The organism is Kribbella sp. NPDC050124 (assembly GCF_044460355.1).
GTDB lineage: Bacteria > Actinomycetota > Actinomycetes > Propionibacteriales > Kribbellaceae > Kribbella.
Map to the genome: position 1 here is coordinate 325,699 of NZ_JBITJU010000005.1, position 26,695 is coordinate 352,393.

Below are 26,695 nucleotides of genomic sequence, written 5' to 3' on the forward strand. Positions count from 1 at the left end.
GTCGGGTATTGAGCAAGAATCCTACATTCTGCAGCGCCAGGCGGAATGCGGGGGCGGTGACCATGAGGGCTGACCCCGAAGGAGCTGCCTCATGACCTCAACCATCACGCACTGGGCCGACGGCGCCGGGTACGACGGCACGTCGCACCTGTGGGCCGATGTCACCAACCCCGCCACCGGCGATGTCTCCGGTCGCGTCGCTCTCGCGAGTGACCGCGACGCCCGCTTCGTCATCGACTCCGCCAAGCAGGCGTCCGAGTCCTGGGCGGCCACTTCGCTGGCTCGTCGTACCCAGATCCTGTTCGCGTTCCGCGAGTTGCTGAACAGCCGCAAGGACGAGCTGGCGACGCTGATCACCGCCGAGCACGGCAAGGTGCACTCGGACGCGCTGGGTGAGGTCTCGCGTGGTCAGGAGGTCGTGGAGTTCGCCTGCGGGATCGCGCACCTGCTCAAGGGCGCCCAGTCCGGCAACGCCTCGACCGGGGTCGACGTGCACTCCCGGCGCGACCCGCTCGGTGTGGTGGGCATCATCAGCCCGTTCAACTTCCCGGCCATGGTGCCGATGTGGTTCTTCCCGATCGCGATCGCCGCGGGCAATACCGTCGTACTGAAGCCGAGTGAGAAGGATCCGTCGGCGGCGCTGTGGATCGCGAACCTGTGGAAGGACGCCGGGCTGCCGGACGGCGTGTTCAACGTGCTGCAGGGTGACAAGGTCGCGGTCGATGCGTTGCTGCAGAGCCCGGACGTCGCGGCGATCAGCTTCGTCGGCTCGACGCCGATCGCGGAGTACGTCTACGAGGAGGCCAGCCGGCACGGCAAGCGGGTGCAGGCTCTGGGTGGCGCCAAGAACCACATGGTCGTGCTGCCGGACGCCGATCTGGATCTGGCGGCGGACGCTGCGGTCAACGCCGGGTACGGGAGCGCGGGCGAGCGGTGCATGGCGATCAGCGTGCTGGTCGCGGTCGAGCCGATCGCCGACGACCTGGTCGCGCGGATCGCGGAGCGGACCCGGACCCTGCGCACCGGCGACGGGACCGGCGACGTCGACATGGGCCCGCTGGTCACCAAGGCACATCGCGACCGGGTCGCCGGGTTCGTCGACTCCGGCGAGCAGGCCGGCGCCAAGCTCGTGATCGACGGCCGTGAGGTGCAGGCCGAGGGCGGGCGGGACGGCTTCTGGCTCGGCCCGACCCTGTTCGACCACGTGACCCCGGAGATGGACATCTACCGCGAGGAGATCTTCGGCCCGGTGCTGTCGGTCGTCCGGGTCTCGTCGTACGACGAAGCCGTTGCCCTCATCAACGACAACCAGTACGGCAACGGGACCGCGGTGTTCACCAACGACGGCGGCGCGGCCCGCCGGTTCGAGAACGACGTCCAGGTCGGGATGATCGGCGTGAACGTGCCGATCCCGGTGCCGGTCGCGTACTACTCCTTCGGTGGCTGGAAGCGGTCGTTGTTCGGCGACACCCACGCCCACGGCGCCGAGGGCGTGCACTTCTTCACCCGTGCGAAGGTCGTCACCTCGCGCTGGATCAACCCGGCCGCCCGCCCGGCGGGTGGCCTCGAGCTGGGGTTCCCGCAGAATGTCTGATCGCACCTACGAACTCGACCGCCGGCACGTCTTCCACTCCTGGTCCGCGCAGGCGAACCTCGACCCGATGGTGATCACCAAGGCGGCCGGCTCCTACGTCTGGGACGGGCAGGGCAACCGGCTGCTGGACTTCACCTCCCAGCTCGTCTACACCAACCTCGGTCACCAGCACCCGCGGATCGTCAAGGCGATCCAGGAGCAGGCGGCCACGTTGTGCACGGTGGCGCCGGCGTACGCGAACAGCGCCCGGTCCGAGGCCGCCCGGCTGATCGCGTCGCACACCCCGGGTGATCTCGACCGGATCTTCTTCACCAACGGCGGCGCCGACGCCAACGAGCACGCGATCCGGATGGCCCGGCTGCACACCGGTCGGCACAAGGTACTGTCGACGTACCGCTCGTACCACGGCGGCACCCAGCTCGCCGTCAACGTCACCGGCGACCCGCGCCGGTGGCCGAACGACAACGGGTCCGCCGGCACCGTCCACTTCTTCGGGCCGTTCCTGTATCGCAGTGCCTTCTCGGCCAGTACCGAGGAAGAGGAACGCGACCGGGCGCTGGCGCATCTCGAGCAGGTCATCACGCTCGAGGGACCAGGGACGATCGCGGCGATCATGCTCGAGTCGATCCCGGGGACGGCGGGAATCATGATCCCGCCCCCTGGTTACCTCCAGGGCGTGCGGGAGCTGTGCGACCGGCACGGGATCACGCTGATCGCCGACGAGGTGATGGCCGGCTTCGGGCGGGCCGGCAAGTGGTTCGCGATCGAGCACGCCGACGTCGTGCCGGACCTGCTGACCTTCGCCAAAGGGGTCAACTCCGGGTACGTGCCGTTGGGCGGTGTCGCGATCAGCGATCCGATCTACCGGACGTTCGCGGATCGGCCCTATCCGGGCGGTCTGACGTACTCAGGTCATCCGCTCGCGTGTGCGGCAGCGGTCGCCACGATCGAGACGATGGAGGACGAAGGGATCGTCGAGCACGCTGCAGCGCTCGGTGACGATGTACTCGGGCCGGGGCTGCGGGAGCTGGCGGCCAAGCATGAGTGGATCGGTGAGGTCCGGGGGACTGGTGTGTTCTGGGCCCTCGAGCTCGTGTCCGACCGCGCGACTCGTGAGCCGTTGGCGCCGTACGGCGGAAGCAGCCCGCAGCTCGCCGCCATCGTCGCCGGCTGCCAGCGCCGCGGCCTCCTGCCCTTCACGAACTTCAACCGAGTCCACGTCGTACCACCCCTGACGATCACACCCGACGAGGCACGCGAAGGACTGGAGATTCTCGACCAAACCCTCACCGAAGTCGCCGGAAAGGTGCCAAGTGTGAACTGCTGACCCGCGGGGTTAGGGGCGGGGTACCGACAGGCGGTGGAGCGTGTTGGTGAGGGTGGACGGTACCGGCTGGGGGAGTTGCTCGGCCGGGGTGGGATGGGCGAGGTGTACCGCGCCACCGACGAGGTGCTGGGCCGAGAGGTCGCGGTCAAGCTGATGCTGCCGGCGCCGCAGTCGCTGGCGGTGTCGCAGCGGTTCCTCCGCGAAGCGCAGGCCTCGGCCCGGATTCGAAGCCGGCACGTGGTCGCCGCCTACGATTTCGGCGCGTACGGCGCCGGTTACTACCTCGCGATGGAGCTGGTCAGCGGGCACTCGGTGGCCGACGAGCTCGAGCGCAACGGACTGTTCCCGGCGGAACGCGCCGAGCAGGTGGTCCGGCAGGCAGCCGCCGGGCTGGCGGCCGCGCACACGCGGGGGATCGTGCATCGCGACATCAAAGCGAGCAACCTGCTGCTGGCCGACGACGGGACCGTGAAGGTTGCCGACTTCGGGATCGTCCGGTTCCTGCACGAGACCACGACGACGCTGACGATGACCGGGCAGATCATCGGCACGAGCTACTTCCTGTCGCCCGAGCGGGCCAGGGGAGAGCCCGCCGAGCCGCCGTCGGACGTGTACGCGCTCGGGTGTGTGCTCTACCAGCTCGTCACCGGGCGTCCACCGTTCACGGGTGAGTCCCCGGCGGCGATCATGTACCAGCACGTGCAGAACGAGCCGGCGCCACCGAGCGAGTTCCAGCCTGGCCTGGACGGTGAGCTCGAGGCGCTGATTCTGTGGATGCTCGCCAAGGATCCGGTCCGGCGACCGACCGCGGCGCAGATCGTCGCCGGCGAGCGACCACCGACCCACCAGACAACCAGCTTGCTCCCGGTACGGCGAACCAGATCGCGGCCCGTGGTCGCCGCAATTGCCGCAGGCATCGCGCTGGTGCTGTCGGCAACCATCGGCATCATTCTGGAGACCAGAGGCGTCCAGTTGCCGGCGACAAACGATCTGCAGCCCGTGACAACTCCTGGTACGCCGACAGCGCCGCCGCCGACCCGCCCGTCACCAACCACGACCAGCAGTCGGCCCACGACAGAGCAGGAGCACTCCGGACCTGGGAAGGCAAAGGCTGCCCCGAAGCAGAAGGCCGGGCCGAAAGCGGGGCCCGGTTCAGCGGGGACGAAGGCCACGGCGAAGGGTGCGAAGAAGGCGAAGCAGGGTGCCGCGAAGCCGAAGAAATCAGGGGACGCAGGCAACTGAATTCTGTCTCGACTTGAACCGCTGCGTAGTGCACTCGTTTCTTTGCGGAAAGTAGGCGGCTTGTTCGTCGTTTTGCCGAATTTCGTGTGGGTACCGCGTTCTTGTCGCACATTCGGAACGGGGCGGGTCGTTAGGAGGATTCCATGGGGATCGGTGTATCCGTTTTCCTGCTCGCCGTCGGTGGCGTGCTGGCTTTTGCCGTGTCCGATCGCCTGAGCGGCGTCGACCTGACCGCGGTCGGGTGGGTGCTGATGGGCGCCGGCGCGATCGGTCTCGCGGTCGCGCTGATCTTCGCGAACCAGCGGAGCCGGACCACGCACACCTCCGTGCACGAACGCCGCGACCTGCGCGAGTGAGCGGAGAGGGAGCGATCATGGCTGACACACGCAAGCCGCCGGCACCCCGCGAACTGTTGCTGGACGCCTTGCTCGACAAGGTGGCCGAGGACCGGTTTCCCAGCATTCCGATGCTCCGGCGGATCGCCGCACTGGCGGAGTGATCCGCAGCCGAACACCACGTTCGTTGCCTGAAGCCACTTGGAGAACCTCCGAGCCGGCACCGCGGATCGTGGTGGCGAGTGTCCAGACCTACCTGCGCTTCGCCGAGCTGGACGGCGTCGCCGACCACCGGTCCGGACGATCTCCCACCGCGACCTGATCGCCGTCGTGAGCACGGTCGAACTCCAGGAGTTCGGCGAGTTCGCGCTGCGGCAGAACCTGGAGAGCCTCTCCTGGGTCGAGCAGACGGCTCGCCGCCACGACGAGATCGTCCGCCGGGCGGCAGCGGTCACGAGTGCGCTCGCACCGTTCCGGCTGGTCACCATCTACCACTCCGACGACGCCGCGCGGGACCGGATCGAGGAGTTGTACGACGACCTCGTGCTGGCACTGGACCGGATCGACCGGCGCAGCGAGTGGAGCGTGAAGGTCTTCGCCCGGACCCGGTCGACGCCCCCGGACCCGGTCGACGCCCCCGGCGCCGGTCGAGGCGGAGTCGCCGGCTTCCGGGGTCGCCTACCTGGAGCGCCGTCGAGCGGAGATTCGCGGTCGTCAGGAGGCCGCGGTGGATCAGCAGGCGCTGGCCGACCAGCTGTTCTGGGACCTGGTGCCGGCTGCCGCGGCGACTCGGCGGCTCGCACTGCAGGACTCGCGCTTGACCGGTCGCAGCGACAGCATCGCGTTGAACGCGACGTTCCTCGTCGACGACGACCGCCGTACCGACTTCTTCGAGCTGGTCAACGCGCTGCGGGCCAAGTACCCGTCCTTCGACCTCGAGGTGAACGGACCCTGGCCGCCGTACTCGTTCGCCGTACTGGACAAGCCATGACGGTCGATGCGGCGGCGCGGACCGAACCCAGCCTGGTGGATCCGAGCTCGAGAAGGCGGTACGCCGGGCTGACAGCTTTTCCGGCCGCGCGGGTGGATGATTGCCGTGTGGCGGACGGAGAAGAGCCGAGCACGCTTGCCGATCCGGCCGAAGGTCGTGACCGCGCGGGTGCTGCTGTGTTCGCTCAGCTGGCGACGGAGCTGCACGACGTCGAGGGCGTCGAGGAGACGGTCGAGGCGGTCGTGCACTTCGCGCTGGCCGCGCTCCAGTGCACCGCGGCCGGGGTGACGCTGGTGGCCGGCGGGCGGCCGGAGGTGCTGGCGTCCACCGATCCGCGGGTCGCGGCGCTGTACCGGCTGCAGATCGAGGCCGACGAGGGCCCGCTGATCACCGCGGTCCGGGAGCAGCGCCTGGTCGTGGTCGCCGACGTGGATGCAGACGACGACTGGCCGGCTGCCTGGATCGAGCAGGCGCGGGCGGTGGGAGTCCGCAGCGTGGTGCACCTGCCGTTGCTGGTCGGCGGCCGGGTCGCGGCGGTGCTGAGTCTGTTCGGCGACACCCCGAACGCCTTCGGCCCCGACGACCTGGCGGTGGCCGAGATCCTGGCCCGGCATGCCGCGGTGGCGATCGCCACAGCCCGCGAGGAGGCCTCACTGGCGCAGGCGATCGACGCCCGCAAGCTGGTCGGCCAGGCGATGGGCATCCTGATGGAGCGCTACGACCTGGAGAGCGACCAGGCGTTCGAGGTGCTCAAGCGGTACTCGCAGCAGCACAACCGCAAGCTCCGCGACGTCGCCCAGGAGCTGATCGAGACCCGCCTGCTGCCGCGCTGACGGCGGTTCGTTCCCCGAGTGTTCGCCTGCTCGTTCCCGAGCTGAGTTGTCTTGGTGCCCAAACCCAATTGTATTGGTGCCTAATGTATTTGGGTCAAACACCGGCGCCGAAGAAGGGGACGATGGGCACCTCCGCCGCAGTTCGTGCTCGTGGGATCAGCAAGTATTTCGGTGCGGTGGTCGCCCTCGACGCCGTCGAGCTGGAGTCGCGCCCGGCCAGATCCATGGGCTGGTCGGCCCCAACGGCGCCGGCAAGACCACGTTGCTCGGGCTGCTGCTCGGGCTGGCCGTCGCCGACAGCGGCAGCCTCGAGATCCTCGGTACGCCGGTCGGTCGCGCACTCGCGGCACCCGATGGCGTCGCCGGGTTCGTCGACGGTCCTGGGCTGTATCCCTCGCTCACCGCACGGCAGAACCTCGCCGCGCTGACCAGGCTCCGCGGCCTCGGTACGGCGGGGATCGCCGACGCCCTGGACCAGGTCGGGGTCACCGATGTCGCCGACGACCGCGTCCGCGGGTTCTCGCTCGGAATGCGCCAACGCCTCGGCTTGGCCGCCGCCCTGCTCACCACGCCACGCCTACTGGTGCTCGACGAGCCGTCCAACGGCCTCGACCCGGCCGGCAAGAAGCATGTGTACGGCGTCCTCACCCGACTGGCCGCGGACGGTACAGCGGTGGTGCTGTCCAGCCACCGGATGGACGACGTCGAGACGCTCTGCTCGGAGGTCACCATCCTCGCCACCGGACGAGTCGCGTTCTCCGGTCCGCTGACCAAGCTCGCCGCCGAGAGCCGTGAACTCGACTACCGGCTGCTCACCTCCGATCCCGGCGACGCTCGCGGCCGACTTCGCGAACCCGGCGCAGCTGAACCACTTCGACTGGTACCAGGCGCACGACTGGTCCAAGCCCTACCCGGGTGAGACCGAGATCTTCGCTCCTCAGGACGTCCCGGGCGCAGTCATTCCCTCGGCTGAGAACGACGGCTGAGCTCGACGGCGACTCGGGCGGCCAGATCGGCGTTGTTGCGGGCGAGCGCGAGGTTCGCCGGGACGCTCTCCCCGTCGGTCTCCTTCTCGATTCGCTCCAGCACGTACGGCGTGACAGCGGGGCCGGTGATTCCGGCCTCGCTGCTCGCGTTCAGGGCAGTCGTGAGTACGGCGTCGATCCGTGCGGCCGGAATCTCGTCGGGGACCGGGATCGGGACGGTCAGCAGCACCCCGGTGTCCGGCCGGGTGCGGAAGCGCAGTACGTCGCAGACCACCTGCTCGTCCTCGACGCGGTGCGGCACCGGCAACCCGCTGGACCGCGTGTAGAAGGCCGGGAACCAGTCGTGCTGCCAGCCCAGCACCGGTACGCCGATGGTCTCCAGGTACTCCAGGGTCCGCGGCAGGTCGAGGAACGCCTTCGCGCCGGCGCAGACCGTGATCACCGGGTGGTTGCCGATGGCATCGAGGTCGGCGGAGACGTCGCCGGTGACCTCGGACCCGCGGTGTACGCCGCCGATCCCGCCGGTCGCGAACACCGAGATGCCGGCCGCGTGGGCGAGCGCGACCGTCGCCGACACCGTGGTGACGCCGACGTCCCAGCGCTGCGCCTGGGCAACGGCCAGATCGCGCTCGGCGATCTTCCGCGTGCCCAGCAGGACCCGCTTCTCCTCGTCCGCGGTGAGGCCGACGTGCGGACGGCCGTCGAGGATGGCGGTCACCGCCGGGGTGGCGCCGTGCGCGCGGATCGCCTGCTTGCAGATCTCCAGCGCCTCGGCGTTGAAGGGGACGGGCAGCCCGAGGGTCGAGAAGATGGTCGACTCCAGGGCGACCACGGCACGACCTTCGGCCAGCGCGCGGGACACGTCGTCGGACAGGATGATGTCGGTCAAGACTGCTCCCTCATACATCGGTGGTCAGGGTGGCGCCAGGTTCGGTGAGGACCCGCCTGGCGAGGTGGTGGCCGGCTTCGACTGCCTGGACGACGTCGGCGTGGTCGAGGACGGCGGACAGGAAGCCCGCCGCGAAGGCGTCGCCGGCTCCGGTGGTGTCGCGCACTTCGTCGACCGGCGGCACCGGGACGGTCGCGGAACTGTTGCCATCGGCATGGATCTCGGTGGGATGCAGGCCGTTCTTCACGATCACCGTCGTACCGGGGAGGTCGCGCAGGGAGCCGGCGTCGGCCTCGATTCCGTTCGCGAACACGTACGCGGGCCGGAGGCTGCTGATCAGGTTGCGGAAGGACTCGGGGCCGATCGCGTCGATGAGAGCGACCGACGCGGCGTCGAGGGTGACGATCGCGCCTTCGGCGTGCGCGATGTCCGCGGCCTGACGGAGGACCGGCCAGGACGGGCCGACGAGTGAGTACGCCGAGAGGTGCACCGCCGCCGCGCCGGAGATCCAGGCGTCCGGTACGTTGCTCAGCTCGGCGGCAGCCGCCCGGTCGGGGAACAGCGTGCGCTCGCCGCGGTCGTCGACCAGGATGACGATGCTCCCGGTCCGGCCGGCCCGCTGCACCTTTGCGTCGACCCCGGCCTTGGTGAGCTCCTGGACCAGCGCCTCGCCGACGGTGTCGCCACCGACTCGTCCGATGAACCGGACCGGCGTACCGAGGCTGCTCGCGAAGACCGCGACGTTCGACGCCGCCCCACCGCGGGTCCGCCGGATCCGGGCCGGATTGTCCGTCCCGAACCGCACCCCACTGTCGGACCAGACGACGACGTCTTCGACCAGATCGCCGATGCACACGAGAGTCACGGCAGCACTCTACGAGTGATCGGACCGGCGCCACGGCCTTGTCAGCGGTATCACAGTGATCAATACTGCTCGCTACGACAAGCAACGAGACAAGTTCAGTCACGCCTACCGTCCAAGGAAGTGATCGCTGTGTCGTCTCCGAGTCGTTACACCCCCTCGCGCCGGGACCTGCTCAGGTCCGGCGCCGCAGTCGGCGCGGGCGCCGGAATCAGCGCCGCCGTCGGCGAGACCGCGCTCGCCGGTTCAGTCGCGGAACCGGCGCGCGACCAGAACGAGAAGCCGATGGTCGACGTGCCGTTCGAAGGCTTCGAGAACGTCCGGGTCGGGCTGATCGGCCTGGGCAACCGTGGCGGTGGCCAGGACGTGCGCTTCGGCGCCGTGTCCACCGTCACCGCCGTCTGCGACATCCGCCCCGCCCAGGTCCAGCGCACGATCGGCCGGATCATGGCTCAGGGGTTCCAGGACACCCCGCCGGCCGGTTACTCGAACGGCGAGGAGGACTACCTCAACCTGGTCAAGCGCGACGACATCGACCTGATCTACATCGCGACGCCGTGGGAGTGGCACTACCCGCAGGCCAAGGCCGCGATGGAGCACGGCAAGCACGTCGCGATCGAGTTGCCGATCTCACCGCACCTGCACGAGATCTGGGACCTGGTGCGGACGTCGGAACGCACCCGGAAGCATTGCATGCTGCTGGAGAACGTGAACTATTTCCGGCCCGAGCTGCAGCTGTTCAACATGGTGAAGGCCGGCCTGTTCGGCGACGTGCAGCATGGGTCGGGCGGCTACATCCACGACCTGCGCTGGCCGTACTTCTTCGGCGGCGCGTACTACCCGGAGTACTGGCGCCGCCGATGGCAGACCCGGATGAACGCGCTGCACTACCCGATGCACGGCCTCGGTCCGGTCTCGGCTGCGATGGGGATCAACCGTGGTGACCGTTTCGACGAACTGGTCGCGGTGGCCACGCCGCCGAAGGCGCTGGCGTTGTTCCGGTCCGAGGACTCGCGGGTCGGACCGGACCACTCGTCCTGGGACGACGCGCCGTACATCTCCGGCGACCGCCATACCGCGTTCGTCACGACGACGTCCGGGCGGTTCATCCGGGTCGAGCACGACGTGAACTCGCCGCACCCGTACACGCGGGAGACGACGCTCACCGGGACCCGTGGGTCCATCGAGCTCGACAACGCCCGGGTGTACCTGGAGTCGCTCGGCCACAACAACCACAGCTGGCGGACCGGGAGCGCCTACAACAGCATCCTGACCCAGCACGACCACTGGCTGTGGCCCGCGCTGGAACGCCTGGCCGAGCAGTACGGCGGTCACGGCGGCGGCGACTTCGTGTCGATCTTCCGGCTGGTCCAGCTGATGCGGCTGGGGATGACGCCGGACATCGACGTGTACGACTCGGCGGCGTGGTGCTCGGTGATCCCGCTCAGCCACGAGTCGATGAAGACCAAGCAGCTGCGACCGGTGAAGGTCCCGGACTTCACCCGGGGCCACTGGCAGCAGGCCCGGCCGACGTTCGACCGCTCGCGCCCGGCCGACCCGTGGCTCGAGGAGCGATGACATGAACGATTAGTGAGAACCACGCTACCCGCAGCTGGCCGGCAGTCGGTGAATGTGGGTTGTTCGCTGACTGCCGGTAGCATTGCCTGCTTCCGAGACGGGGACAGGTTGGTGCGCGGTTGCGGTGGGTACGGGTGTCTGAATGCTGGTAGCGAAGCGGTACCGACTGGGCCCATCCATCGGCCGGGGCGGGATGGGCGAGGTGTTCCGCGCCACCGACGAACAACTCGGACGTCCGGTCGCGGTGAAGTTGCTGCTGTCCACCGACCGTGACCCGCGGTCGGCGGAGCGGTTCCACCGTGAGGCGCGCGCTGCCGCGCGACTGAACGACCGGCACGTGGTGTCGGTGTACGACTTCGGCAACCACGACGACGGGTTCTTCCTGGTCATGGAGCTGGTCGAGGGCGGGACCGTCGCCGACGAGCTCACCGCGCACGGGCCGCTGCCGAAGGACCGGGCGATCGACCTGATCGAGCAGGCGGCCGCCGGTCTCGCCGCGGCGCACCGCGAGGAGGTCGTCCATCGGGACGTGAAGCCGGGCAACCTGCTGATCGCCGCCGACGGGACCGTCAAGGTCGCGGACTTCGGCATCGCGCACCTGCCGGGGGATGGGGCCACCACCCTCACCGAAGCCGGCGCGATCATCGGCAGCACGCTCTACCTCGCGCCCGAGCGGGCCATGGGCAGTCAGTCCGGCATGGCCGCGGACGTGTACGGGCTGGGGTGCGTGCTCTACCAACTGGTCACCGGTGGACCGCCGTTCACCGCGGAGCACCCGACCGCGATCCTCTACCAGCATGTCGACGCCACCCCGGCACCGCCGAGCCTGACGCGCCCCGAGCTCGCGGGCACGTTCGAGGCGGTCCTGCTCCGGATGCTCGCCAAGGACCCCGCCGAGCGCCCGACCGCCGCCGAGATCGCGGCCGGCTCCTTGCGTGCCGAGCCGGTCGCAGCTACGCCGCCACCGAAGCCGCTGTCGCAGCGGAAAGCATTGCTGGCCGGCGCAATCGCCGTACTCGCGACGGCGGCTGCGGTCCTGGCGGCGGTCGCGCTCAACGGTGAGTCGCCGACACCGCCCACCACCGACGTCGGCCCCCAGCCCAGCGTCACCTCCAATCCACCGACCACAGCCCCGACCGCGACCGGCTCCGAGACCACCACCGACCGGACCGAGCCCGGCACGACGACCCGGACCACCCCGACGACCGCGACGCCCTCCGAGACCCCGTCGCAGCCGAGCACGACGCCGTCGTCCACGCCGCCCACGTCAGCCACCCCGACACCTACCCGGACGACCAGCTCGGCCACCCCCACCGAGGAGCCGTCCACAACCGCTCCTTCGAGCACCCCACCACCCGAGTCCCCGTCAGGCACCCCGGCGACACAGTCCGCGACACCTGGCGCCCAAGGCAACGGATCCCCGGGCGCGGACTAGGGAGGAGACACGCCCTAGTCGAGCAGCTCGAGGGCTTCCTGGATGGTGTTGGTGACGGGGGCGCCGGTGGATTCCAGGGCGGGGCGGGCCATGGCGCCGGTGGCGACCAGGATGCACTGGGCGCCGGCGGTCTGGGCAGCGGTGGCGTCGTCGACGACGTCGCCGATCAGTACGACGTTCGCCGGGTCGAGGGACTGTGATTCGAGGTGCAGGCGCAGGCTGTCGGCCTTGGAACCGCCGCCGACGTCACCGGGCAGCCCGTCGACGCGGGTGAAGTACTCGGTGAGTCCGTACTGCTCGATGGTCGGTACCAGCCGGGCGTGGAACCACATCGACAGCAAGGACTGCGTCCGGCCCGTCTCGGCCAGGCGGCCGAGCTCGGCCGGGACGCCGGTCGCGAGTGCGCAGGTGTGGAGCAGGGCGTCGTACTGATCGTGGTAGAGCTTGTCGACGCGAGCCCACTCCTCCTCGTCGAGTAGCCGCTGCAGGACCTGCTCGTAGGACACCCGCATCGGCCGCGCGTACACCGCCTGCCAGTCCGCCCAGGTCAGCCCCGCGCGCCCGAAGTCGGCGCACACCGCGTTCACCGAGGCCAGTACGGCGTCGTTGTCGTTCAGCAGCGTCCCGTTCCAGTCCCACACCACATGTGAAATCACCGGCCAAGCCTAAACGTGGCTCCGCCGCGGCCGAATTTCAGCGCTGTAGACAGTGGCTTTACAGCGCTGTAAGGTCGCCGCATGTCGCGCCGCCCCAACATCTTGTTGCTGATGACCGACCAGCACCGGGCCGGTTTCACCGCCGGGTCCGGATTCGGTCTGGACACAATGCCTTCCCTGGACGGGATCGCGGCCGCGGGCGCGACGTTCGACCGCGCGTACACGAGCTACCCGGCCTGTGTGCCGGCCCGGACCAGCCTGCTGACCGGCCGGTTCCCCACCGCGCACCGGGTGCGGCAGAACAGTACGGCGCAGCACGCGTACTACGCCCACGACCTGCTGGACGTGCTCCGCGGCTCCGGCTACTCGTTGCACTTCGCCGGGAAGCCGCACATGCATCGCGGAGCCGCTGACTTCGACACCTTCCACGGGCCGTTCATGCACGACCGCGGTCCCGCCGCCTCATCCACCGATGCTGCCTTCGACGAGTGGCTGCACGGACTCGACCACGGTGTGTCGGCGGACCCGACGCCGTACCCGCTCGACGCGCAGCTGCCGTACCGGATCGTGTCCGGCGCACTCGATGCAGTGGGTACGACGACCGAGGAGGATCCGTTCTTCCTGTGGGTGTCGTTCCCCGAACCGCACAACCCGTACCAGGTGCCGGAGCCGTACTTCAGTCTGTTCGCCGAGGACGACGTACCCGATCGGCTGGCCGGACCGGAGGCGATCCCCGACCTCGGTTGGCGCTACCGGTGGCTGCACGAGCTGACCACCGGAAAACGACCTGGGTACGACGACGCCTGGCGCAGGTACCGGGCCAACTACCTCGGGATGCTGCGGCTGATCGACGACCAGATCGCCCGGCTGCTCGCGGGTCTCGGTGACCGGCTCGACGACACGCTCGTGGTGTTCGTCAGCGATCACGGCGACTACGTGGGGGAGTACGGGCTGCAGCGCAAGGGCGCCGGCATGTCCGACGCGCTGATGCGGATCCCGTTCGTCATCAGCGGACCGGGCGTGGCGGCGGGACATCGTCAGGAGCTGGTGTCGATGGTCGACCTGCTGCCGACGGTGTGCGAGGTGATCGGCGCCGACCTGCCGGACGGCGTGCAGGGCAGGAGTCTCGCGCCGTTGCTCGCCGGCGAGAGCGGACCCGAGGCCGAGTTCGGCAGCATCTACGCCGAGCTCGGGTACGGCGGTGTGTCCTACGACGAGCGCGATCGCCCGGACCTGCATTTCCCGTACGACGGTTCGACGTACGACGAGCTGAACAGCGTCACCCAGAGCGGTGGCGAACGCATGCTGGTCAGCGGCCACCACAAGCTGATCGTGGACGACCGCGGCCACCGAAGACTGTTCGACCTGCAGGCTGATCCGGCCGAGCTGGTCGACCTGTCCGACGACCCCGCCCACCATGACGTGCTGGACGCGCTCCAAGCCACCCTGCTGCGCTGGCTGATCCGCGTCGCCGACGACCTGCCGGCCGGGGCCTACACACCCAAGACCACGAAGCACAACTGGCGCTGGGTCTGACCCGCGCAGCGCCGCGGGTCCAGCGGCCTGCGGGTCGCCTGATACGGCGGTGATCCGGTACACAAGGCGATGGACGCCGCACTGGCCGCCTACGGTGGAAAGGTGACCACCGAGCGCGCCCCGGCAAGCTGCTGTGGATGGTCACCAGCTCGCTGGAGCCGAACCACCTCCGGGCTGAAGTAGTCTGGCGACCGTGACCAGCAGACCGCGGTTGGCCGACGTGGCCGCTCGGGCCGGTGTCTCGATGAAGACCGTGTCGAACGTGATCAACGACTTCCAGCACGTGTCGCCGCAGATGCGGGCCCGGGTCCAGGCCGCGATCGAGGAGATCGGCTACCGGCCGAATCTGTCGGCGCGCAACCTCGCGCTCGGTCGGGCCGGGATGATCGCGCTGGTCGTTCCACAGCTGGACATGCCGTACTTCGCCGCGCTCGCCGGTCAGGTGCTGGAAGCCGCGGCGCGCAGCAACTGGGTGGTGCTGATCCAGCAGAGCGGCGGTGATCCGGCCGTCGAGCGGGACGCCCTGGCCGGGCACTTCACGCAGCGGATGGACGGGCTGATCCTCAGCTCGCAGCGGATCGGTCCGGCCGAGTTGCGCGACCGCACCGACCAGACGCCGTTGGTGATGTTGGGGGAGCGCAACTACCAGGGCATGGTCCAGCACGTCGCGATCGACAATGTGGCGGCTGCGCGGACCGCCGTACAGCATCTGATCGACATCGGGCGGCAGCGGATCGCGCTGATCGGCTGCAGTCCCACCGACCGGCGGCACCCGCGGCTGCGCGGCTACCGGCAGGCGTTGCGGGCGGCCGGGTTGTCCGAGCGGGACGACTGGATCAAGCCGGTCCGGAGCAACCTCGGCGAGGAGGGTGAGCGGCAGATGGCCGAGCTGCTCGCCGAGAATCCCAGCGAAGCACCGGACGCGGTCTTCTGCGTGACCGACTGGGTCGCACTCGGCGCGATCCGCGCCCTCCAGACCCACGGCCTGCGCGTCCCCGACGACGTCGCCGTGGTGGGCTTCGACGACATCCCGTACGGTCGCGCCGCCACGCCGACGCTGACCACCATCTCCCCGGACCGTACGGCGATAGCCACTCTCGCTGTCGCCTCCCTGGAGGATCAGGTGACGGCTCTGGCCGCCGGCACGCCGTACCAGGTCTCCGAACAACAGGCCGGCTACCAACTCACCGTCCGCGAAAGCACCGCCGGGCTCAGACGGTGAGGTCCCTGAAGTCGAGCAGGCGGTTGACCACTTGGCCGGCTACTTCGGCGAGGGGCCGGTCGGTGGCGTAGGCGCGGGCGCGGAGTACGGCGAGGGCGTCCGCGTGGGAGAGCCCGGCCTGGACGATCACCATCCCGGTGGCCTGGTTCACCGTCGTGCGTGCGTTGCCCAAGTCGCCGCCGGCAACCACTGCCTCCGCCGGCGCCCGGAGAAGCACTGCACCGATCACGTCGACGACAACCTGCGACGTGGCCGCGGATTCGGCCGGTTCTCGGTCGTCGGCGGCGTACATGCTGATCACGCCCCAGGGCAGCCCTTCGGCGCGCATCGGGAACGAGCGCATGGTGAGCCGGCCGACCGCTTCGAAAGCAGCAGCGCTGAACACGGGCCAGCGGCGATCGTCCGCGCGGGTGAGCACCACCGACTGGTTGAGCCCGTACGCATCGCGGCACGGCCCCTCGCCGGTGACCTCCTGAAGGTCTTCGAGCCGCGCGGCCACGGCGTCGGTGGCACACAGCGTGGTACGGCGCGGGGACGTGTTCTCGATCGTGATCGCGACTCCGTCGACGCCGAGGAACTCCTGACAAGCCTGCGCCATCTGCAGCGCAAGTCCTTCCGGCTCCGCGTTGGCCGCCGCCAGCGCGGTCAGTCGCGCGATGAGCACCATCTGGTCGGTCACCGGATTCCCCGTCTCACTTGGATAGCGCGGTGACGTTGGTGGGCGGCGCGATGTCTGGCTCGAGAACCTGCGTGGGTTGCAGGGAATCGAGGTTGAGCGGCTGGTCCTGGTGCATGACGCTCTCGAGGTGCTGCAGGATCACGCCTTCGCGCAGCGCCCAGGGCGACACGTCGAGAACGCTGATGTCCAGTGTCGTCATCGCCACCCTGGCGACGGTTGCTCCGGCGACGAGTTGCTGTGCACGGGACTCGGACACTCCACGCAGGCGGGAACGGTCGCGGGCCGGCATCCGTGCGAGCCGCCGAGCCCACTTGTCCACGTCGGCCTTGCAGAGAGTACGGCGGGGGAACGGCCCGGTCCGCTGCGGTGGGGCGCCGGCCAGCCTGGCGAGTTGCGTTCCTGCACGACGACCCGCCCAAGCGCGACCAGTTGCGTGAGCTGCGCCGCCACGCGCGGGCGACGCTGCGCGAGGTGTCCGACCGGCTGCGCTGGGAGGGTGACCCGAAACGCGTCATCGCGAGCTCCAAGCATGTTTCACCGCGTGGGGCGGCAACGGCGGGGCACCCGGCGACGCTTCTACTACCTGCAGCTGCGCCGAGTTCGACCCGACGTCCAGCACACCGATCTTCACGCCGAACCGGTGCCCCCGGGGCAAACCCGGTCGTTCAGACCAGTAGCGACGGGGACCGTCCGTAGTCAGCCGGCGGCGTGCAGGTCGGTCGGGGCAGACGGCTTGGGTCTGGTGAAGCGGCGGCCGGCGACGACCTGTTCGGCGACCTGCTGGAGTTTGAGGTCGTATTCCTCGGCGTAGCGACGCAGTACGGCGAAGGCGCGGTCAGCGTCGAGGTCGTGGCGCTCCATCAGGATGCCCATTGCCTGACCGACCAGCTTGCGGGCGTCGACCTTGGTGGTCATCACCTCACGCCGCTGAGCGGTGGCCACGGCGATCGCGGCGTGCCGGGCGAGGACGTGAGCGATGGCCAGGTCGTCGGCGCTGAATCCGTCGTACGCCTGCTTGGAGAGGCTGAGCGCCCCGAGTGTGCTGTTGCCGGCTTGCAGGGCCAGGTGCACGACGCTTCCCACCCCCGCGGCGACGGCAGCTCGGCTCCACGCCGGCCAGCGGGTCTCTGCGGCCGAGTTCGGAATGTGAAGTACGACGCCGTGCTGCATCGCGGCGATCATCGGGCCGTCGCCGTGCCCGATCTGCAGCGCGTAGAGCTCGCGCGCTACGTCGCTACTCACCGTGCCGATCGTGATCACGCCGTCGGCGTCCTGGAGTGCGATTCCGGCATGGTCGCAGGCGACCGCGGGAATCGCGAAGCGGACCACCGCGTCGGCGGTCTCGGTCGTGGTCGTGGAGTCGTGGAGCTGCATCGCGAGCTCGGCGAAGGCGTGAGCCTGCCGGTGGACGCGCACAGTCTCAATGGACTGAGTCATCGGGGCCTCGGATCAGAGCGCGCGTACCGGCCAGCCGATGCTCGCGTCGAGATACCCCGCCGCGTCTTGACAGGATCAGCCCATGCTACCCCCGACCGGCCCGATGTCCAGCGATCCGGAGGTCAGTGCGGCAGGCGGCGGTTGTCGATGAGTTGCTGGGCGACGTCGCGGAGTTTGGTGTTGGTGTCCTGGGAGTAGCGCTTCAGGATGGCGAAGGCCTGGTCGCTGTCGACGCCGTACCGCTCCATCAGGATGCCCATGGCCTGGCCGACGAGTTTGCGGGCGTCGACCGCCTGGGCGAGGGTCGCCTCGCTGCGCGCGGTGGCGAGGGCGACCGAGGCGTGCCGGGCCAAGATGTGGGCGATCGCTTCGTCGTCGGGGGTGAAAGCGTCGGGCGCGGTGCTGTAGAGCCCCAGCACGCCGACCACGCCGGCGCCCGTGGTCAGCGGTACGTCGAGCACGCTCCGAACACCGAGTGACAGCACTTTTGCCGCCCATTCCGGCCACCGGTGGTCGGTCGCGACGTCCTGGACCAGGAGGGTGCTGTGCTCGCGCATCGACTGCACCAGCGGGCCGAAGCCGCCGGCCATCTGCCACTCGAAGATCTCCGAGACCATCGGGTCGGTGGCCGCTGGGACCTCTGGTTTACCGTGCACGGCGAGCGCGACGCCGGCGTGCGAACAGTTCAGCGCTTGCAGCGCGAACGCCACCACCGCGTCGACGGTCTCCTCGACGCCCTCGGAGTCGTGCAACTCAACCGCCAGCCGCGCGAAGACGTCCGCCGCTCCGGTCTTGACCGAATCGATGGCATGTACGGCGGGCTGGTCGGCGGCTCCCGCGCCGTTCACCGCCGCAGGCTCACCAGCAGATTCCATGCCACCCATCATGCCCCAGCGCTAGTCATGTACCCCGGCGTGTCTGACACTGGCGTACGGCGATCAAGCGGTCACCGTCAGCGTCGGCCGAGGTCGAGGAGGACCTTGGCAGAGCGGGCTGGATCGGCGGCGACCGCGAATGCTTCGGCTGCCTGGCTCAGTGGGAAGACATGCGTGACAACGGCATCGACCTCGAGCCCGTCGTCGAGCACCCGGATGGCGTCGGCGAACTCGGTGTCGAAGCGGAACGCCCCGCGGAGGTTCAGCTCGCGCGTCACGACGATGTTCCCGGGAATCGGGATGTCTCCGGGCGGCAGCAGACCGAGGAGTACGACGGTGCCACCCCGCACGACCCGCTGGACGCACGTACTCAACCCCGCCGGCGCCCCGGACGCCTCGATCGCGATGTCGACCTCGCTGGACTCCGCATCCGGCACCAACTCCACCTCGGTCGCACCGACGCGGCGGGCGAGTTCGAGCGGCTCGGGCAGCAGGTCGGTCACGATGATGCGTTCCGCACCCGCCGCCTTGAGCACGGCGACGACCAGCAGTCCGATCGGTCCGGCACCGGTGACCAGCACAGTCCGACCACTCACGTCACCGGCCTGCCGGACCGCATGCAACGCCACGGACAAGGGCTCCGCCAGCGCCGCGCGCTCCAACGACAGCGTCGGCGGCAACGCATGCACTTGATCAGCCGGTACGACGATCCGCGTAGCGAACCCGCCTTGCACATGCGGCTGGTGCGCCGCGCTGCCCAAGTACCGCGTGTTCGGGCAGACGTTGCGGCGACCGGTCTGACATGACCGGCAGGAGTTGCACGGCGTGGCCGGGTGGACGGCGACCGCCGTACCGTCGGTGAGCCGGCCGACGACCTCGTGGCCGAGGATCATCGGTTCACGGATCCAGAAGTCGCCGACCCGACCGTGCAGGACGTAGTGCAGGTCGGATCCGCAGATGCCGCCGAAGGCGATGTCGACCGCGACCTGACCGGCGCCGGGCTCGGCGGTCGTGGTGGTCTCCAGCCGCAGATCGTTCTTGCCGTGCACGACGCAGGCAGTGGTTTCCATGGGCACTCCTTCAGAGAACGCTGAGCATGCCGCCGTCGACGTACAGGGTCTGGCCGTTGACGAAGTCGGATGCGGGGGAGGAGAGGAAGATCAGCGCGCCGACCAGGTCGTCGACGTTGCCCCAGCGCCCGGCCGGGGTGCGCTTGGCGACCCAGGCGCTGAACTCCGCGTCGGCGACCAGGGCCGAGGTCAGCTCGGTGTCGAAGTAGCCCGGACCGAGACCGTTGACCTGGATGCCGTGCGGACCGAGGTCGGCGCACATCCCCTTGGTGAGCTGCTTCAGGCCGCCCTTGGTCGCCGAGTACGGCGCGATGCCCGGACGGACGGTCTCGGACTGGACCGAGCAGATGTTCACGATCTTGCCGTGCCCGCGATCCTTCATGAAGCGGGCGGCCTCGCGACCGACGAGGAACGCGCTGGTCAGGTTGAGCGTCAGCAGCCGGTTCCAGTCCGCGAGGGTGAACTCGGTGATCGGCGTGCGGTGCTGCGCGCCGGCGTTGTTCACCAGGATCTCGAGCGGGCCGACACCGTCCTCGATCCGCGCGATCCCGGCGGCGACGGCGTCCTCCGACGTCACGTCGAAGCTCTCGATGGCCGGCGTACGCCCGGTCTGTTCGGTGAGCTGCTGCTGCGCCCGGCGCAGGGCGTTGTCGTCGCGTCCGTTGAGCACGACCGTGGCGCCGGCGTTGAGCAGACCGCGGGCCAGCGCGTACCCGATGCCGCGGCTGGATCCGGTGACCAAGGCAACTTTTCCGGTGACGTCGAAGAGTGCGGCGGTCATGACAAGCTCCTTTGCTTGGGGACTGCCGGTCCGCCTGCGATCGGCGTGCGGGCCGGGTTGCCGAGGACGACGTCGAGAATGTTGTCGACGGCAAGGTCCACCATCGCCGCGCGGGTCGCCTCGGTGGCCGAGCCGATGTGCGGCAGGGTGACGAGACGGTCCGCGCCGGCGAACTTGGAAGCCCGCTGACCAAGGGGTTCGGTCTCGAACACGTCCAGACCGGCGGAGTGGATCGTGCCGTCCGCGAGCGCCGCGAGCAGCGCGTCCTCATCGACGACTCCGCCGCGCGACGTGTTGATCAGCGTGGCCGTTGGGCGCATCAGCGCGAGCTGGTCCGCGCCGATGAGGTGCTGCGTCTCCGGGGTCAGCGGTATGTGCAACGAGACGATGTCCGCGGTCCGGAGGAGCGGTTCGAAGTCCACTGCTGTGGAGAGCTCGTCCGAGTTGGTGGCGTAGGCGTCGTGGTGGATGATCCGCATCCCGAACCCGCTGGCCCGGCGTGCGACCGCGCGGCCGATCTGGCCGTACCCGATCAGGCCCAGGGTCGCGCCGTGGACATCGAGTCCGAGGTAGTCGGCCATGCGGAACAGTTGCCAGTCACCGGCACGCAGGCTGTCCGAGGCGGAGACGAGCCGACGGCGGGCCAGCAGGATGAGTGCGAACGCCAGGTCGGCCGTGGTCTCCGCGAGCACGCCGGGCGTGTTGGTCACGACCACGCCGCGCTGGCCGGCGGCCGCGGTGTCCACGCCGTCGAGACCCATGCTCGCCAGGCTGACCGCCTGCAGCGTGTCGCCGGCTGCGTCGAGCAGGGCCTCGTCGACCGTGTCGTTGCCCAGGCAGAGCAGGGCGGTCGCTCCCTCGGCCAGACGTTGCAGCTCAGCCGGCTCGGGCCGGTTCTGGTGGGTGGGACGGACGAGGTCCACGTGCTCGGCGAGGCGCTCCGTGCCCGTGCCGGGTAAGACGGCGCGTGAGACGACCACTCGAGGGAGAGTCACAACTATTCCATTCAGTGGAAAGAAGAACTGTTGAATGGAAACCATACGCGATAATCCTCCGTTGAGTGGAAGGTCATCTCATTGAATGGAATAGACTGACCGTATGGAGTCGCGTACCCCACCCACCGATGTCGTCGGCCGCGCGGTCGCCGTACTGCTGGAGATCGGCGCCACCGCGGAGGGTGTGACGCTCACCGAGGTCGCCCGCCGGGTCGGGCTGCCGGCGAGCACCACGCATCGGCTGGCCAACCGGCTCGCCGACGAGGGCCTGGTCCAGTTCGACGCCGCCCGCAAGCGCTACCTGCCGGGCCTGCGCCTGTTCGAGCTCGGCCAGCGCGCGGCCCGCGGTCTGGACTTCGCGGGTACGGCGGAACCGGTCATGCGCAAGGTGACAGCGGCGACTGGGGAAGCGACCCTCATGTCCGTCCTCGACGGCAACGAGCACGTCTATGTGCACTACGTCGACGGCCCGGAGCCGGTCGGCGTACGCAGCGAACCGGGTGCGCGCGGGCCGCTGCACGCGACCTCGATGGGCAAGGTGCTGATCGCGTTCTCACCTGACGCCGAGCGGGAACGTCTGCTGGCCGAGGTGGATCTCGTCCGCCACGGCCCCAACTCCGTCACCGATCGCGAGGTGCTGCGCAACCAGGTGGAGACTGTGCGCGCACAGGGATATGCGCTGGTCGACGAAGAGCACCACGCCGGCTTGCGCGCGGTCGCCGTACCGATCATGCGCCCCGGCGGCTCGGTCTTCGCGGCCCTCTCGACCGCCGCGCCGGCGTTCCGGCGCAGCCTCGCCGACCTCGAGGCAATGGTCCCAACCCTGCGGACCGCCGCGGCCGAGCTGGCTGTGCGGCTTCCTGCTTCCTGAACGACAACGCGGCGGCCGGGAAGCCGGCCGCCGCGTTCACTGGGTCAGTCGCCGACGAGGGTGTCGTACTTGGGGGCCCAGCGGAAGTACTGCGGGTCGGAGAAGGTCATGGGGACCTTGCCGAGGCCCTTGATGACGGTGTTGCGGCCGTTGGCGTGGCCGACGGCGTACAGGTAGCCGGACTGGGTGTCGCGGTCGATGGCGAGCAGTAGCGTGCCGTTCACGCCGCACTTGGTCGCGATCAGCTGCTCGAAGCCCTGCCAGGTGGTGTCGCGGACGGCTGTGCCCTTCGGGACGCTCAGGTAGCTGGTGGGCCACCGGACCGTCAGCAGTCCGCCGGAGCGGGTGTTGGCCAGGAAGGTCTCGTAGGTGGCGGTGCGGCTGATCAGCGTCATCGACTTCACCCTGCTGAGGCCAAGGACACTTCCGGTTCTGCGCCAGCTGGTGCCGTCGGCGACCCAGCGCCGCACTGTGCCATCGGTCTGCTGGCCGTAGAGCGTCGTACGGCTGGGCGAGCCGGCGTCGGCCGGACGGTGGATGGACTGCTCGACCCAGCGGTAGCCGGACCAGCCGCCCCCGATCCGGAGGTTGTTCTTCGGGTAGTGCGGGTCGATCTGGCTCTGGCCGTCGACGACGTACGAGCTGGAGTGCAGGGCGCCGCCGAGCACGGTCAGCCCGGACCGCGACTCGCCATTCAGCAGCGGCGTCCCGACGAATGTGGTGGTGTGCTGAACCTGGCCCGGCTGGAACACGTTCGCCGTGCCACGGACCCCGCCGATGGTGATCGGCGCCGTCGCGTTGATCATCCGGCTGGTGTGCGCGCCGTTCGCGGTCACCGAGCCGAGCCGCAGCGCGCAGGCGGCGGTGGTTGCGGACGTGTCCGCCGGCTTGGCCTGGGCCTGCGACCCGGCCGCGAGGCCGAGTCCCAGCGCGAGCGCTCCGGCCGATGCGAGCCCCACAGTTTTACGAAGCATCTGAGTCGTTCCTCCCCTTGGTCGAAAGCCCCCCGGCCTCCGTCAACAGGATTGGATTACGGAACGGCCCGAAAAGTTCGCCCGCAGTTTTCGCCAACACGGCAGCCGGTTCGAGTGCCTCATCCGGAAGGGGTGAGGCGGACCGGGTGGTGCGCGGCCGACGATCTGGGTGCGGCGTGAGGTCGCCGTGCACCGGATGGGGGAGCGAGCGGTGGGTCGATCTGATGCCGGTAGACCGCGGGGGAAGGGCCGGTTGGCCTGGTGGTGTTGTCTGTGCCTGGCCACCGCGACCGGGCTGCTCTGCCTGGTGGCCAAGTGGGGCCCGGCGGGAGCGTTCATCTGCGTGCTCCTGGGTGCCATGTCGGCGGTCGTCATCGCCTCGGCGATCTGGTCGGGGGACGACGGGAAGCGCGTGGGGAAAGGGTACGGCCGAGCGTTACTCGCCGCCACGGTGCTCGCACCCGCCGCGATCGGTCTGATCGGCGCTTTCGGCTTCAGCGGCGTACTGATCGTGCTCATGATCGCGGGGACGACGCCGGCTCTCGTCGCCTACGTGCGGGCCCGGTGGTTCACCTCGGAGGCGCCTGAGCCGCCGGCGCCTGAGGAGCCGGTCCTCGCACCGCAGGTAGAGATTGACGAGGACGAGTCCGAGGCGACGCCGGACATCGGGTTCCTCAGCGCCGAGGAACTGTGCCTCGCCTGGCGCCGGAGCTTCGTCCGGCTGGAGGCGGCACTGTCACCGCAGGTACGCCTGGATGTCGTCGAGGAACGGCAGCGGTACCTCGACGAGCTGTACCGGCGATCTCCGGACGGCGTCGCAGCCTGGCTCGCCGCCGGTGCGCGCGCGTCCGGGAACCCGCTGCCGTACGTCGGCGACGACCACCGCCGGGTCGACTGAGGCTTCACCTCAGACGACCCGGATGCACAAGCGCTCAGACCACCGGCGGGACCTGCCGCCCCTCGGCCGCCGTGAGCCGCTCCTCTTCGGTGCCCTCCATACCGCTCCACGGCGCCTCGCCGACACCGCCCAGCCGATCGCGTACGTCGGACCAGCGGGCGGTCAGCGAGTACAGGACGATCACGTCAAGTGCGATCATCAGCACCGCCCACACGGGGTAGGCGCCGATCCAGGCGATCTGCACGATCGCATGCAGGCAGACGACGATGATCGCGGCGATCCGGCCCCACGTCGATGCGGTCAGCACACCGCCGCCGACGACGACCAGCAGGATCCCGGAGATGATCAGCGTCCATCCCCAGGCGGTCACGTCCACGACGATGAGGTTGTCCGGCGTCAGCACCAGTTCCTCGTCGGCGACCAGTGCGACGAACCCCTGGAAGACATTGACCAGGCCGATCACCATCAGCATCGCGCCGGCGAACGCGACGAAGCCGGCGAGCACGATCCCACGCCTTTCAGCCATCTCTGGCTCCTCTCCGGGTGAGCGCGGCGGTACCACCCCCGCATCTGGATGCTGCGCTGGTCGCCCGGCCGATGCCTCACCCCGAGCGGATGAGCCGTCCGCGCGCAGGTCGGCAGCGCCGGATAGTGGCCATGTCCGGTTGCGGAGTGTGAGCTGTCCGACACGCAGGCGAACCCCTGAGCGGATAACATCCTGGTCAAAGACGCGTCGATGCCTGGAGTGGTCGGGGGAGTCGGGGGGAGAACCTGTGCGGTTCTTTGTGCTGGGGCCGATTCACGTGCGAGTGGGCGGGGCAGTGCCGTCGTTGGCGGCTCCGACCCTGCGGATACTGCTGGGCTGCCTGCTGGCCGCCCTGCAGCGGGAGGCCATCGCTGACCACGCAGCCGACCTCTCCGACCTCAGCCCCAAGCTCACCGCAATGGCCGCACGGGCCGACGCCGTACTCAAGCCGGGCTGAATCAGGCCGTGCGGGGCTCCCAGCGAAAGGTCGTCGTGGCGGCGATAGTTGCCGCAACACCCCAAGTTGCGACGACGGCGAGGTCTGTCAGTTCGAACCCGGCGCCGGTGGTCGCGGGGTCGAAGACGGTCAGGAACGCGTCGTAGAGCCGCTGCACCGGGAAGACCTCCGCCACCTCGCGAACACCCTCGGGGATCAACTCCTGCGGAATGAAGATGCCGGAGATGAAGTACAGCGGGAGCGTGACGGCGTTCGTGATCGGCACCGCCGCGTCCTGCGACGGGATCGCGCTGGAGATCGCGAAGGCGAGGGCGGAGAAGGTGAAGGTGCCCACGAGGAGCGCGACCACTCCTGCCGCGATGGTGTTCGTCGGTACGGCGACGCCGTACACGACTCGTCCGATCGCCACGAGGACGACGACCAGCAGGGTCGCGGCGGCAGCCGACGTGATGGTGCGACCGGCCATGTACGTCCAGGTCGGCAGAGGAGTGGTGCGCAGGCGCTTGAGCAGCCCGCGTTCCCGGGACGCGGTGAGTGAGACGGCCAGGTTGGTGAAGGTCGCCTGGATCAGGCCCAGCGTCACGATCCCCGGCAGGTAGTAGGTGGAGCCGCGGACCAGCTGCCCGTCGGCGAGTTCCATGTTCTGGTTGCCGAACACGCTGACGAAGATGATCAGGAACATGATCGGCAGCACGAAGGCGAAGAAGATCGCGCTCGGGCTACGCCAGAACACCTTCCAGTCATAGTGAAACTGGTGCGCGATGCTCATGATCGCGCCGTCAGATCGAGGTAGATGTCCTCGAGACTCGGACGCCGGACCTGCAGTTCGGCGAGGTCCACACTGCTCTCGATCGCCCAGTCGGTCAGTGCATGGACGAGGTGCAGCGGCTCGTGCGACCGGATCTCGACCCGGCCATCGGTCACCTCGACCGGTTCGAACCGGGCCGGCAGCGCGACGCTGTCGGCGAGTCGGAACGTGATCCGGGTTGCCTGCCCGGCGACGAGCTCGTCCGGTGTGCCCTCGGCCTTGATCCGGCCGTCCACGAGGATCGCGACCCGGTCCGCGAGCGCCTGCGCCTCGTCGAGGTAGTGCGTGGTGAGCAGCACCGTCTTGCCGGCTTCCCGCAGGGCGGCGATGATCTGCCACGCCGCGCGTCGTGCGGCCGGATCGAACCCGGTCGTGGGCTCGTCGAGGAACAGCAGCTCTGGATCGCCGACCAGCGCGATCCCCAGGTCGAGCCGCCGCTGCTGGCCACCGGACAGTCGCCCGGCACGCATGTCGCCCTGCGCTTCCAGGCCGACGAGCCGTACGACGTCCTCGGCCGGAAGCGACCGCGGGTAGTAGCCCGCGAACTGCCGCAGTGACTCGCGCACGGTCAGCGCGGGCTCGACCTGCCAGCTCTGCAGCATCACGCCGATCCGCGACCGCCACTCCCGGTCCGCCCGCGCCGGATCGGCGCCGAGGACCTCGACCCGGCCCGCGGTCGGATCCCGATACCCCTCGAGAATCTCGACCGTCGTCGTCTTCCCGGCGCCGTTCGGACCGAGGAACGCGAAGATCTCCCCGGCCCGGACCTCCAGGTCGACACCCCGCACCGCCTCGTGGCGCCCGTAGCTCTTCCGGAGCCCTTCGACGGTGATCATTG

General features: G+C 69.3%; 29 protein-coding genes and 2 pseudogenes. 17 read left to right on the top strand and 14 right to left on the bottom strand.

What is annotated here, in order from left to right; translation table 11 throughout:
• Positions 1 to 91: 91 nt before the first annotated feature.
• The 10 genes and pseudogenes from ACIBL3_RS16125 to ACIBL3_RS16170 all read left to right on the top strand — a co-directional run bounded on the left by ACIBL3_RS16125 (position 92) and on the right by ACIBL3_RS16170 (position 7,241).
• Positions 92 to 1,594: a CoA-acylating methylmalonate-semialdehyde dehydrogenase gene (locus tag ACIBL3_RS16125; RefSeq protein WP_396354146.1), complete on the top strand. Its 1,503-nt coding sequence runs from the start codon at positions 92 to 94 to the stop codon at positions 1,592 to 1,594.
• A complete protein-coding gene (locus ACIBL3_RS16130; protein WP_396354147.1) occupies positions 1,587 to 2,921 on the top strand; it encodes an aspartate aminotransferase family protein in 1,335 nt (444 codons plus the stop codon). Before ACIBL3_RS16125 ends, ACIBL3_RS16130 begins: the two co-directional genes overlap by 8 nt.
• 33 nt (positions 2,922 to 2,954) lie before the next feature.
• Positions 2,955 to 4,163: a serine/threonine-protein kinase gene (locus ACIBL3_RS16135; RefSeq protein ID WP_396354148.1), complete on the top strand. Its 1,209-nt coding sequence runs from the start codon at positions 2,955 to 2,957 to the stop codon at positions 4,161 to 4,163.
• A 143-nt stretch (positions 4,164 to 4,306) separates the two neighbouring features.
• Entirely contained in the window at positions 4,307 to 4,519 is a 213-nt protein-coding gene (locus ACIBL3_RS16140) for a DUF6458 family protein (protein WP_396354150.1), read from the top strand.
• Between the two features lie 17 nt (positions 4,520 to 4,536).
• Entirely contained in the window at positions 4,537 to 4,662 is a 126-nt protein-coding gene (locus tag ACIBL3_RS16145) for a hypothetical protein (protein ID WP_396354151.1), read from the top strand.
• 23 nt (positions 4,663 to 4,685) lie between these two features.
• A complete protein-coding gene (locus ACIBL3_RS16150; RefSeq protein ID WP_396354153.1) occupies positions 4,686 to 4,820 on the top strand; it encodes a hypothetical protein in 135 nt (44 codons plus the stop codon).
• 8 nt (positions 4,821 to 4,828) lie between these two features.
• A pseudogene (locus ACIBL3_RS16155) lies at positions 4,829 to 5,044 on the top strand (GvpL/GvpF family gas vesicle protein); the annotation flags it as partial.
• Positions 5,045 to 5,150: 106 nt separating this feature from the next.
• Positions 5,151 to 5,489, top strand: a pseudogene (locus ACIBL3_RS16160) (GvpL/GvpF family gas vesicle protein); the annotation flags it as partial.
• A gap of 107 nt (positions 5,490 to 5,596) precedes the next feature.
• Complete coding sequence (locus tag ACIBL3_RS16165) at positions 5,597 to 6,322, top strand: GAF and ANTAR domain-containing protein (protein WP_396354198.1); 726 nt, start codon at positions 5,597 to 5,599, stop codon at positions 6,320 to 6,322.
• 262 nt (positions 6,323 to 6,584) lie between these two features.
• The gene (locus ACIBL3_RS16170; protein WP_396354155.1) at positions 6,585 to 7,241 is read left to right on the top strand and encodes an ATP-binding cassette domain-containing protein; all 657 of its coding nucleotides are present in this window, start codon (positions 6,585 to 6,587) and stop codon (positions 7,239 to 7,241) included.
• A gap of 38 nt (positions 7,242 to 7,279) precedes the next feature.
• Here ACIBL3_RS16170 and ACIBL3_RS16175 read toward each other — a convergent pair whose 3' ends face one another.
• Both ACIBL3_RS16175 and ACIBL3_RS16180 read right to left on the bottom strand, forming a co-directional pair.
• Complete coding sequence (locus ACIBL3_RS16175; RefSeq protein WP_396354157.1) at positions 7,280 to 8,197, bottom strand: pseudouridine-5'-phosphate glycosidase; 918 nt, start codon at positions 8,195 to 8,197, stop codon at positions 7,280 to 7,282.
• Between the two features lie 10 nt (positions 8,198 to 8,207).
• Positions 8,208 to 9,062, bottom strand: a complete 855-nt coding sequence (locus ACIBL3_RS16180; protein ID WP_396354158.1) for a carbohydrate kinase family protein — start codon at positions 9,060 to 9,062, stop codon at positions 8,208 to 8,210.
• Between the two features lie 129 nt (positions 9,063 to 9,191).
• Between ACIBL3_RS16180 and ACIBL3_RS16185 the strand changes: the two genes are divergently transcribed.
• Entirely contained in the window at positions 9,192 to 10,637 is a 1,446-nt protein-coding gene (locus tag ACIBL3_RS16185) for a Gfo/Idh/MocA family protein (RefSeq protein ID WP_396354159.1), read from the top strand.
• Between the two features lie 142 nt (positions 10,638 to 10,779).
• The gene (locus tag ACIBL3_RS16190) at positions 10,780 to 12,072 is read left to right on the top strand and encodes a protein kinase (RefSeq protein ID WP_396354161.1); all 1,293 of its coding nucleotides are present in this window, start codon (positions 10,780 to 10,782) and stop codon (positions 12,070 to 12,072) included.
• Between the two features lie 14 nt (positions 12,073 to 12,086).
• Here ACIBL3_RS16190 and ACIBL3_RS16195 read toward each other — a convergent pair whose 3' ends face one another.
• On the bottom strand, positions 12,087 to 12,728 hold the full coding sequence (locus ACIBL3_RS16195) for an HAD family hydrolase (RefSeq protein WP_396354163.1): 642 nt from the start codon (positions 12,726 to 12,728) through the stop codon (positions 12,087 to 12,089).
• An 81-nt stretch (positions 12,729 to 12,809) separates the two neighbouring features.
• Between ACIBL3_RS16195 and ACIBL3_RS16200 the strand changes: the two genes are divergently transcribed.
• Both ACIBL3_RS16200 and ACIBL3_RS16205 read left to right on the top strand, forming a co-directional pair.
• A complete protein-coding gene (locus tag ACIBL3_RS16200; RefSeq protein ID WP_396354165.1) occupies positions 12,810 to 14,264 on the top strand; it encodes a sulfatase in 1,455 nt (484 codons plus the stop codon).
• 193 nt (positions 14,265 to 14,457) lie between these two features.
• Positions 14,458 to 15,486: a LacI family DNA-binding transcriptional regulator gene (locus ACIBL3_RS16205; RefSeq protein ID WP_396354167.1), complete on the top strand. Its 1,029-nt coding sequence runs from the start codon at positions 14,458 to 14,460 to the stop codon at positions 15,484 to 15,486.
• Here the strand turns inward: ACIBL3_RS16205 and ACIBL3_RS16210 are convergent.
• The 7 genes from ACIBL3_RS16210 to ACIBL3_RS16240 all read right to left on the bottom strand — a co-directional run bounded on the left by ACIBL3_RS16210 (position 15,476) and on the right by ACIBL3_RS16240 (position 21,323).
• On the bottom strand, positions 15,476 to 16,165 hold the full coding sequence (locus tag ACIBL3_RS16210; protein WP_396354169.1) for an ANTAR domain-containing protein: 690 nt from the start codon (positions 16,163 to 16,165) through the stop codon (positions 15,476 to 15,478). The two genes, ACIBL3_RS16205 and ACIBL3_RS16210, sit on opposite strands and share 11 nt — an antisense overlap.
• A 13-nt stretch (positions 16,166 to 16,178) precedes the next feature.
• Positions 16,179 to 16,547 (bottom strand): hypothetical protein, encoded by a 369-nt coding sequence (locus ACIBL3_RS16215; RefSeq protein ID WP_396354199.1) that lies wholly within the window; start codon positions 16,545 to 16,547, stop codon positions 16,179 to 16,181.
• 314 nt (positions 16,548 to 16,861) lie between these two features.
• On the bottom strand, positions 16,862 to 17,602 hold the full coding sequence (locus ACIBL3_RS16220) for a GAF and ANTAR domain-containing protein (RefSeq protein WP_396354171.1): 741 nt from the start codon (positions 17,600 to 17,602) through the stop codon (positions 16,862 to 16,864).
• A 122-nt stretch (positions 17,603 to 17,724) separates the two neighbouring features.
• Positions 17,725 to 18,477, bottom strand: a complete 753-nt coding sequence (locus tag ACIBL3_RS16225) for a GAF and ANTAR domain-containing protein (RefSeq protein WP_396354172.1) — start codon at positions 18,475 to 18,477, stop codon at positions 17,725 to 17,727.
• A gap of 77 nt (positions 18,478 to 18,554) precedes the next feature.
• Positions 18,555 to 19,547, bottom strand: a complete 993-nt coding sequence (locus ACIBL3_RS16230; RefSeq protein ID WP_396354174.1) for an L-idonate 5-dehydrogenase — start codon at positions 19,545 to 19,547, stop codon at positions 18,555 to 18,557.
• A 10-nt stretch (positions 19,548 to 19,557) separates the two neighbouring features.
• A complete protein-coding gene (locus ACIBL3_RS16235; protein ID WP_396354175.1) occupies positions 19,558 to 20,328 on the bottom strand; it encodes an SDR family oxidoreductase in 771 nt (256 codons plus the stop codon).
• Positions 20,325 to 21,323, bottom strand: a complete 999-nt coding sequence (locus tag ACIBL3_RS16240; protein ID WP_396354176.1) for a 2-hydroxyacid dehydrogenase — start codon at positions 21,321 to 21,323, stop codon at positions 20,325 to 20,327. The genes ACIBL3_RS16235 and ACIBL3_RS16240 overlap by 4 nt, the downstream gene beginning before the upstream one ends.
• Before the next feature lie 103 nt (positions 21,324 to 21,426).
• Between ACIBL3_RS16240 and ACIBL3_RS16245 the strand changes: the two genes are divergently transcribed.
• Positions 21,427 to 22,194 carry an IclR family transcriptional regulator gene (locus ACIBL3_RS16245; protein ID WP_396354177.1) on the top strand — a complete coding sequence of 256 codons (768 nt, stop codon included), beginning with the start codon at positions 21,427 to 21,429 and terminating at the stop codon, positions 22,192 to 22,194.
• A 44-nt stretch (positions 22,195 to 22,238) separates the two neighbouring features.
• Here the strand turns inward: ACIBL3_RS16245 and ACIBL3_RS16250 are convergent, their stop codons facing one another.
• Positions 22,239 to 23,168, bottom strand: coding sequence for a hypothetical protein (locus tag ACIBL3_RS16250; protein ID WP_396354178.1), 930 nt, complete (start codon positions 23,166 to 23,168; stop codon positions 22,239 to 22,241).
• A 211-nt stretch (positions 23,169 to 23,379) separates the two neighbouring features.
• Here ACIBL3_RS16250 and ACIBL3_RS16255 point away from each other — a divergent pair, with 211 nt between their 5' ends.
• Positions 23,380 to 24,066: a hypothetical protein gene (locus ACIBL3_RS16255; protein ID WP_396354179.1), complete on the top strand. Its 687-nt coding sequence runs from the start codon at positions 23,380 to 23,382 to the stop codon at positions 24,064 to 24,066.
• A 34-nt stretch (positions 24,067 to 24,100) separates the two neighbouring features.
• Here the strand turns inward: ACIBL3_RS16255 and ACIBL3_RS16260 are convergent, their stop codons facing one another.
• The gene (locus ACIBL3_RS16260; protein WP_396354180.1) at positions 24,101 to 24,592 is read right to left on the bottom strand and encodes a hypothetical protein; all 492 of its coding nucleotides are present in this window, start codon (positions 24,590 to 24,592) and stop codon (positions 24,101 to 24,103) included.
• Between the two features lie 247 nt (positions 24,593 to 24,839).
• Between ACIBL3_RS16260 and ACIBL3_RS16265 the strand changes: the two genes are divergently transcribed.
• Positions 24,840 to 25,049: a hypothetical protein gene (locus ACIBL3_RS16265; protein ID WP_396354181.1), complete on the top strand. Its 210-nt coding sequence runs from the start codon at positions 24,840 to 24,842 to the stop codon at positions 25,047 to 25,049.
• Position 25,050: 1 nt separating this feature from the next.
• Here ACIBL3_RS16265 and ACIBL3_RS16270 read toward each other — a convergent pair whose 3' ends face one another.
• Together ACIBL3_RS16270 and ACIBL3_RS16275 are read right to left on the bottom strand one after the other, a co-directional pair.
• A complete protein-coding gene (locus ACIBL3_RS16270; RefSeq protein WP_396354182.1) occupies positions 25,051 to 25,818 on the bottom strand; it encodes an ABC transporter permease in 768 nt (255 codons plus the stop codon).
• Positions 25,815 to 26,693, bottom strand: a complete 879-nt coding sequence (locus tag ACIBL3_RS16275; protein ID WP_396354183.1) for an ABC transporter ATP-binding protein — start codon at positions 26,691 to 26,693, stop codon at positions 25,815 to 25,817. The genes ACIBL3_RS16270 and ACIBL3_RS16275 overlap by 4 nt, the downstream gene beginning before the upstream one ends.
• Between the last annotated feature and the right edge of the window lie 2 nt (positions 26,694 to 26,695).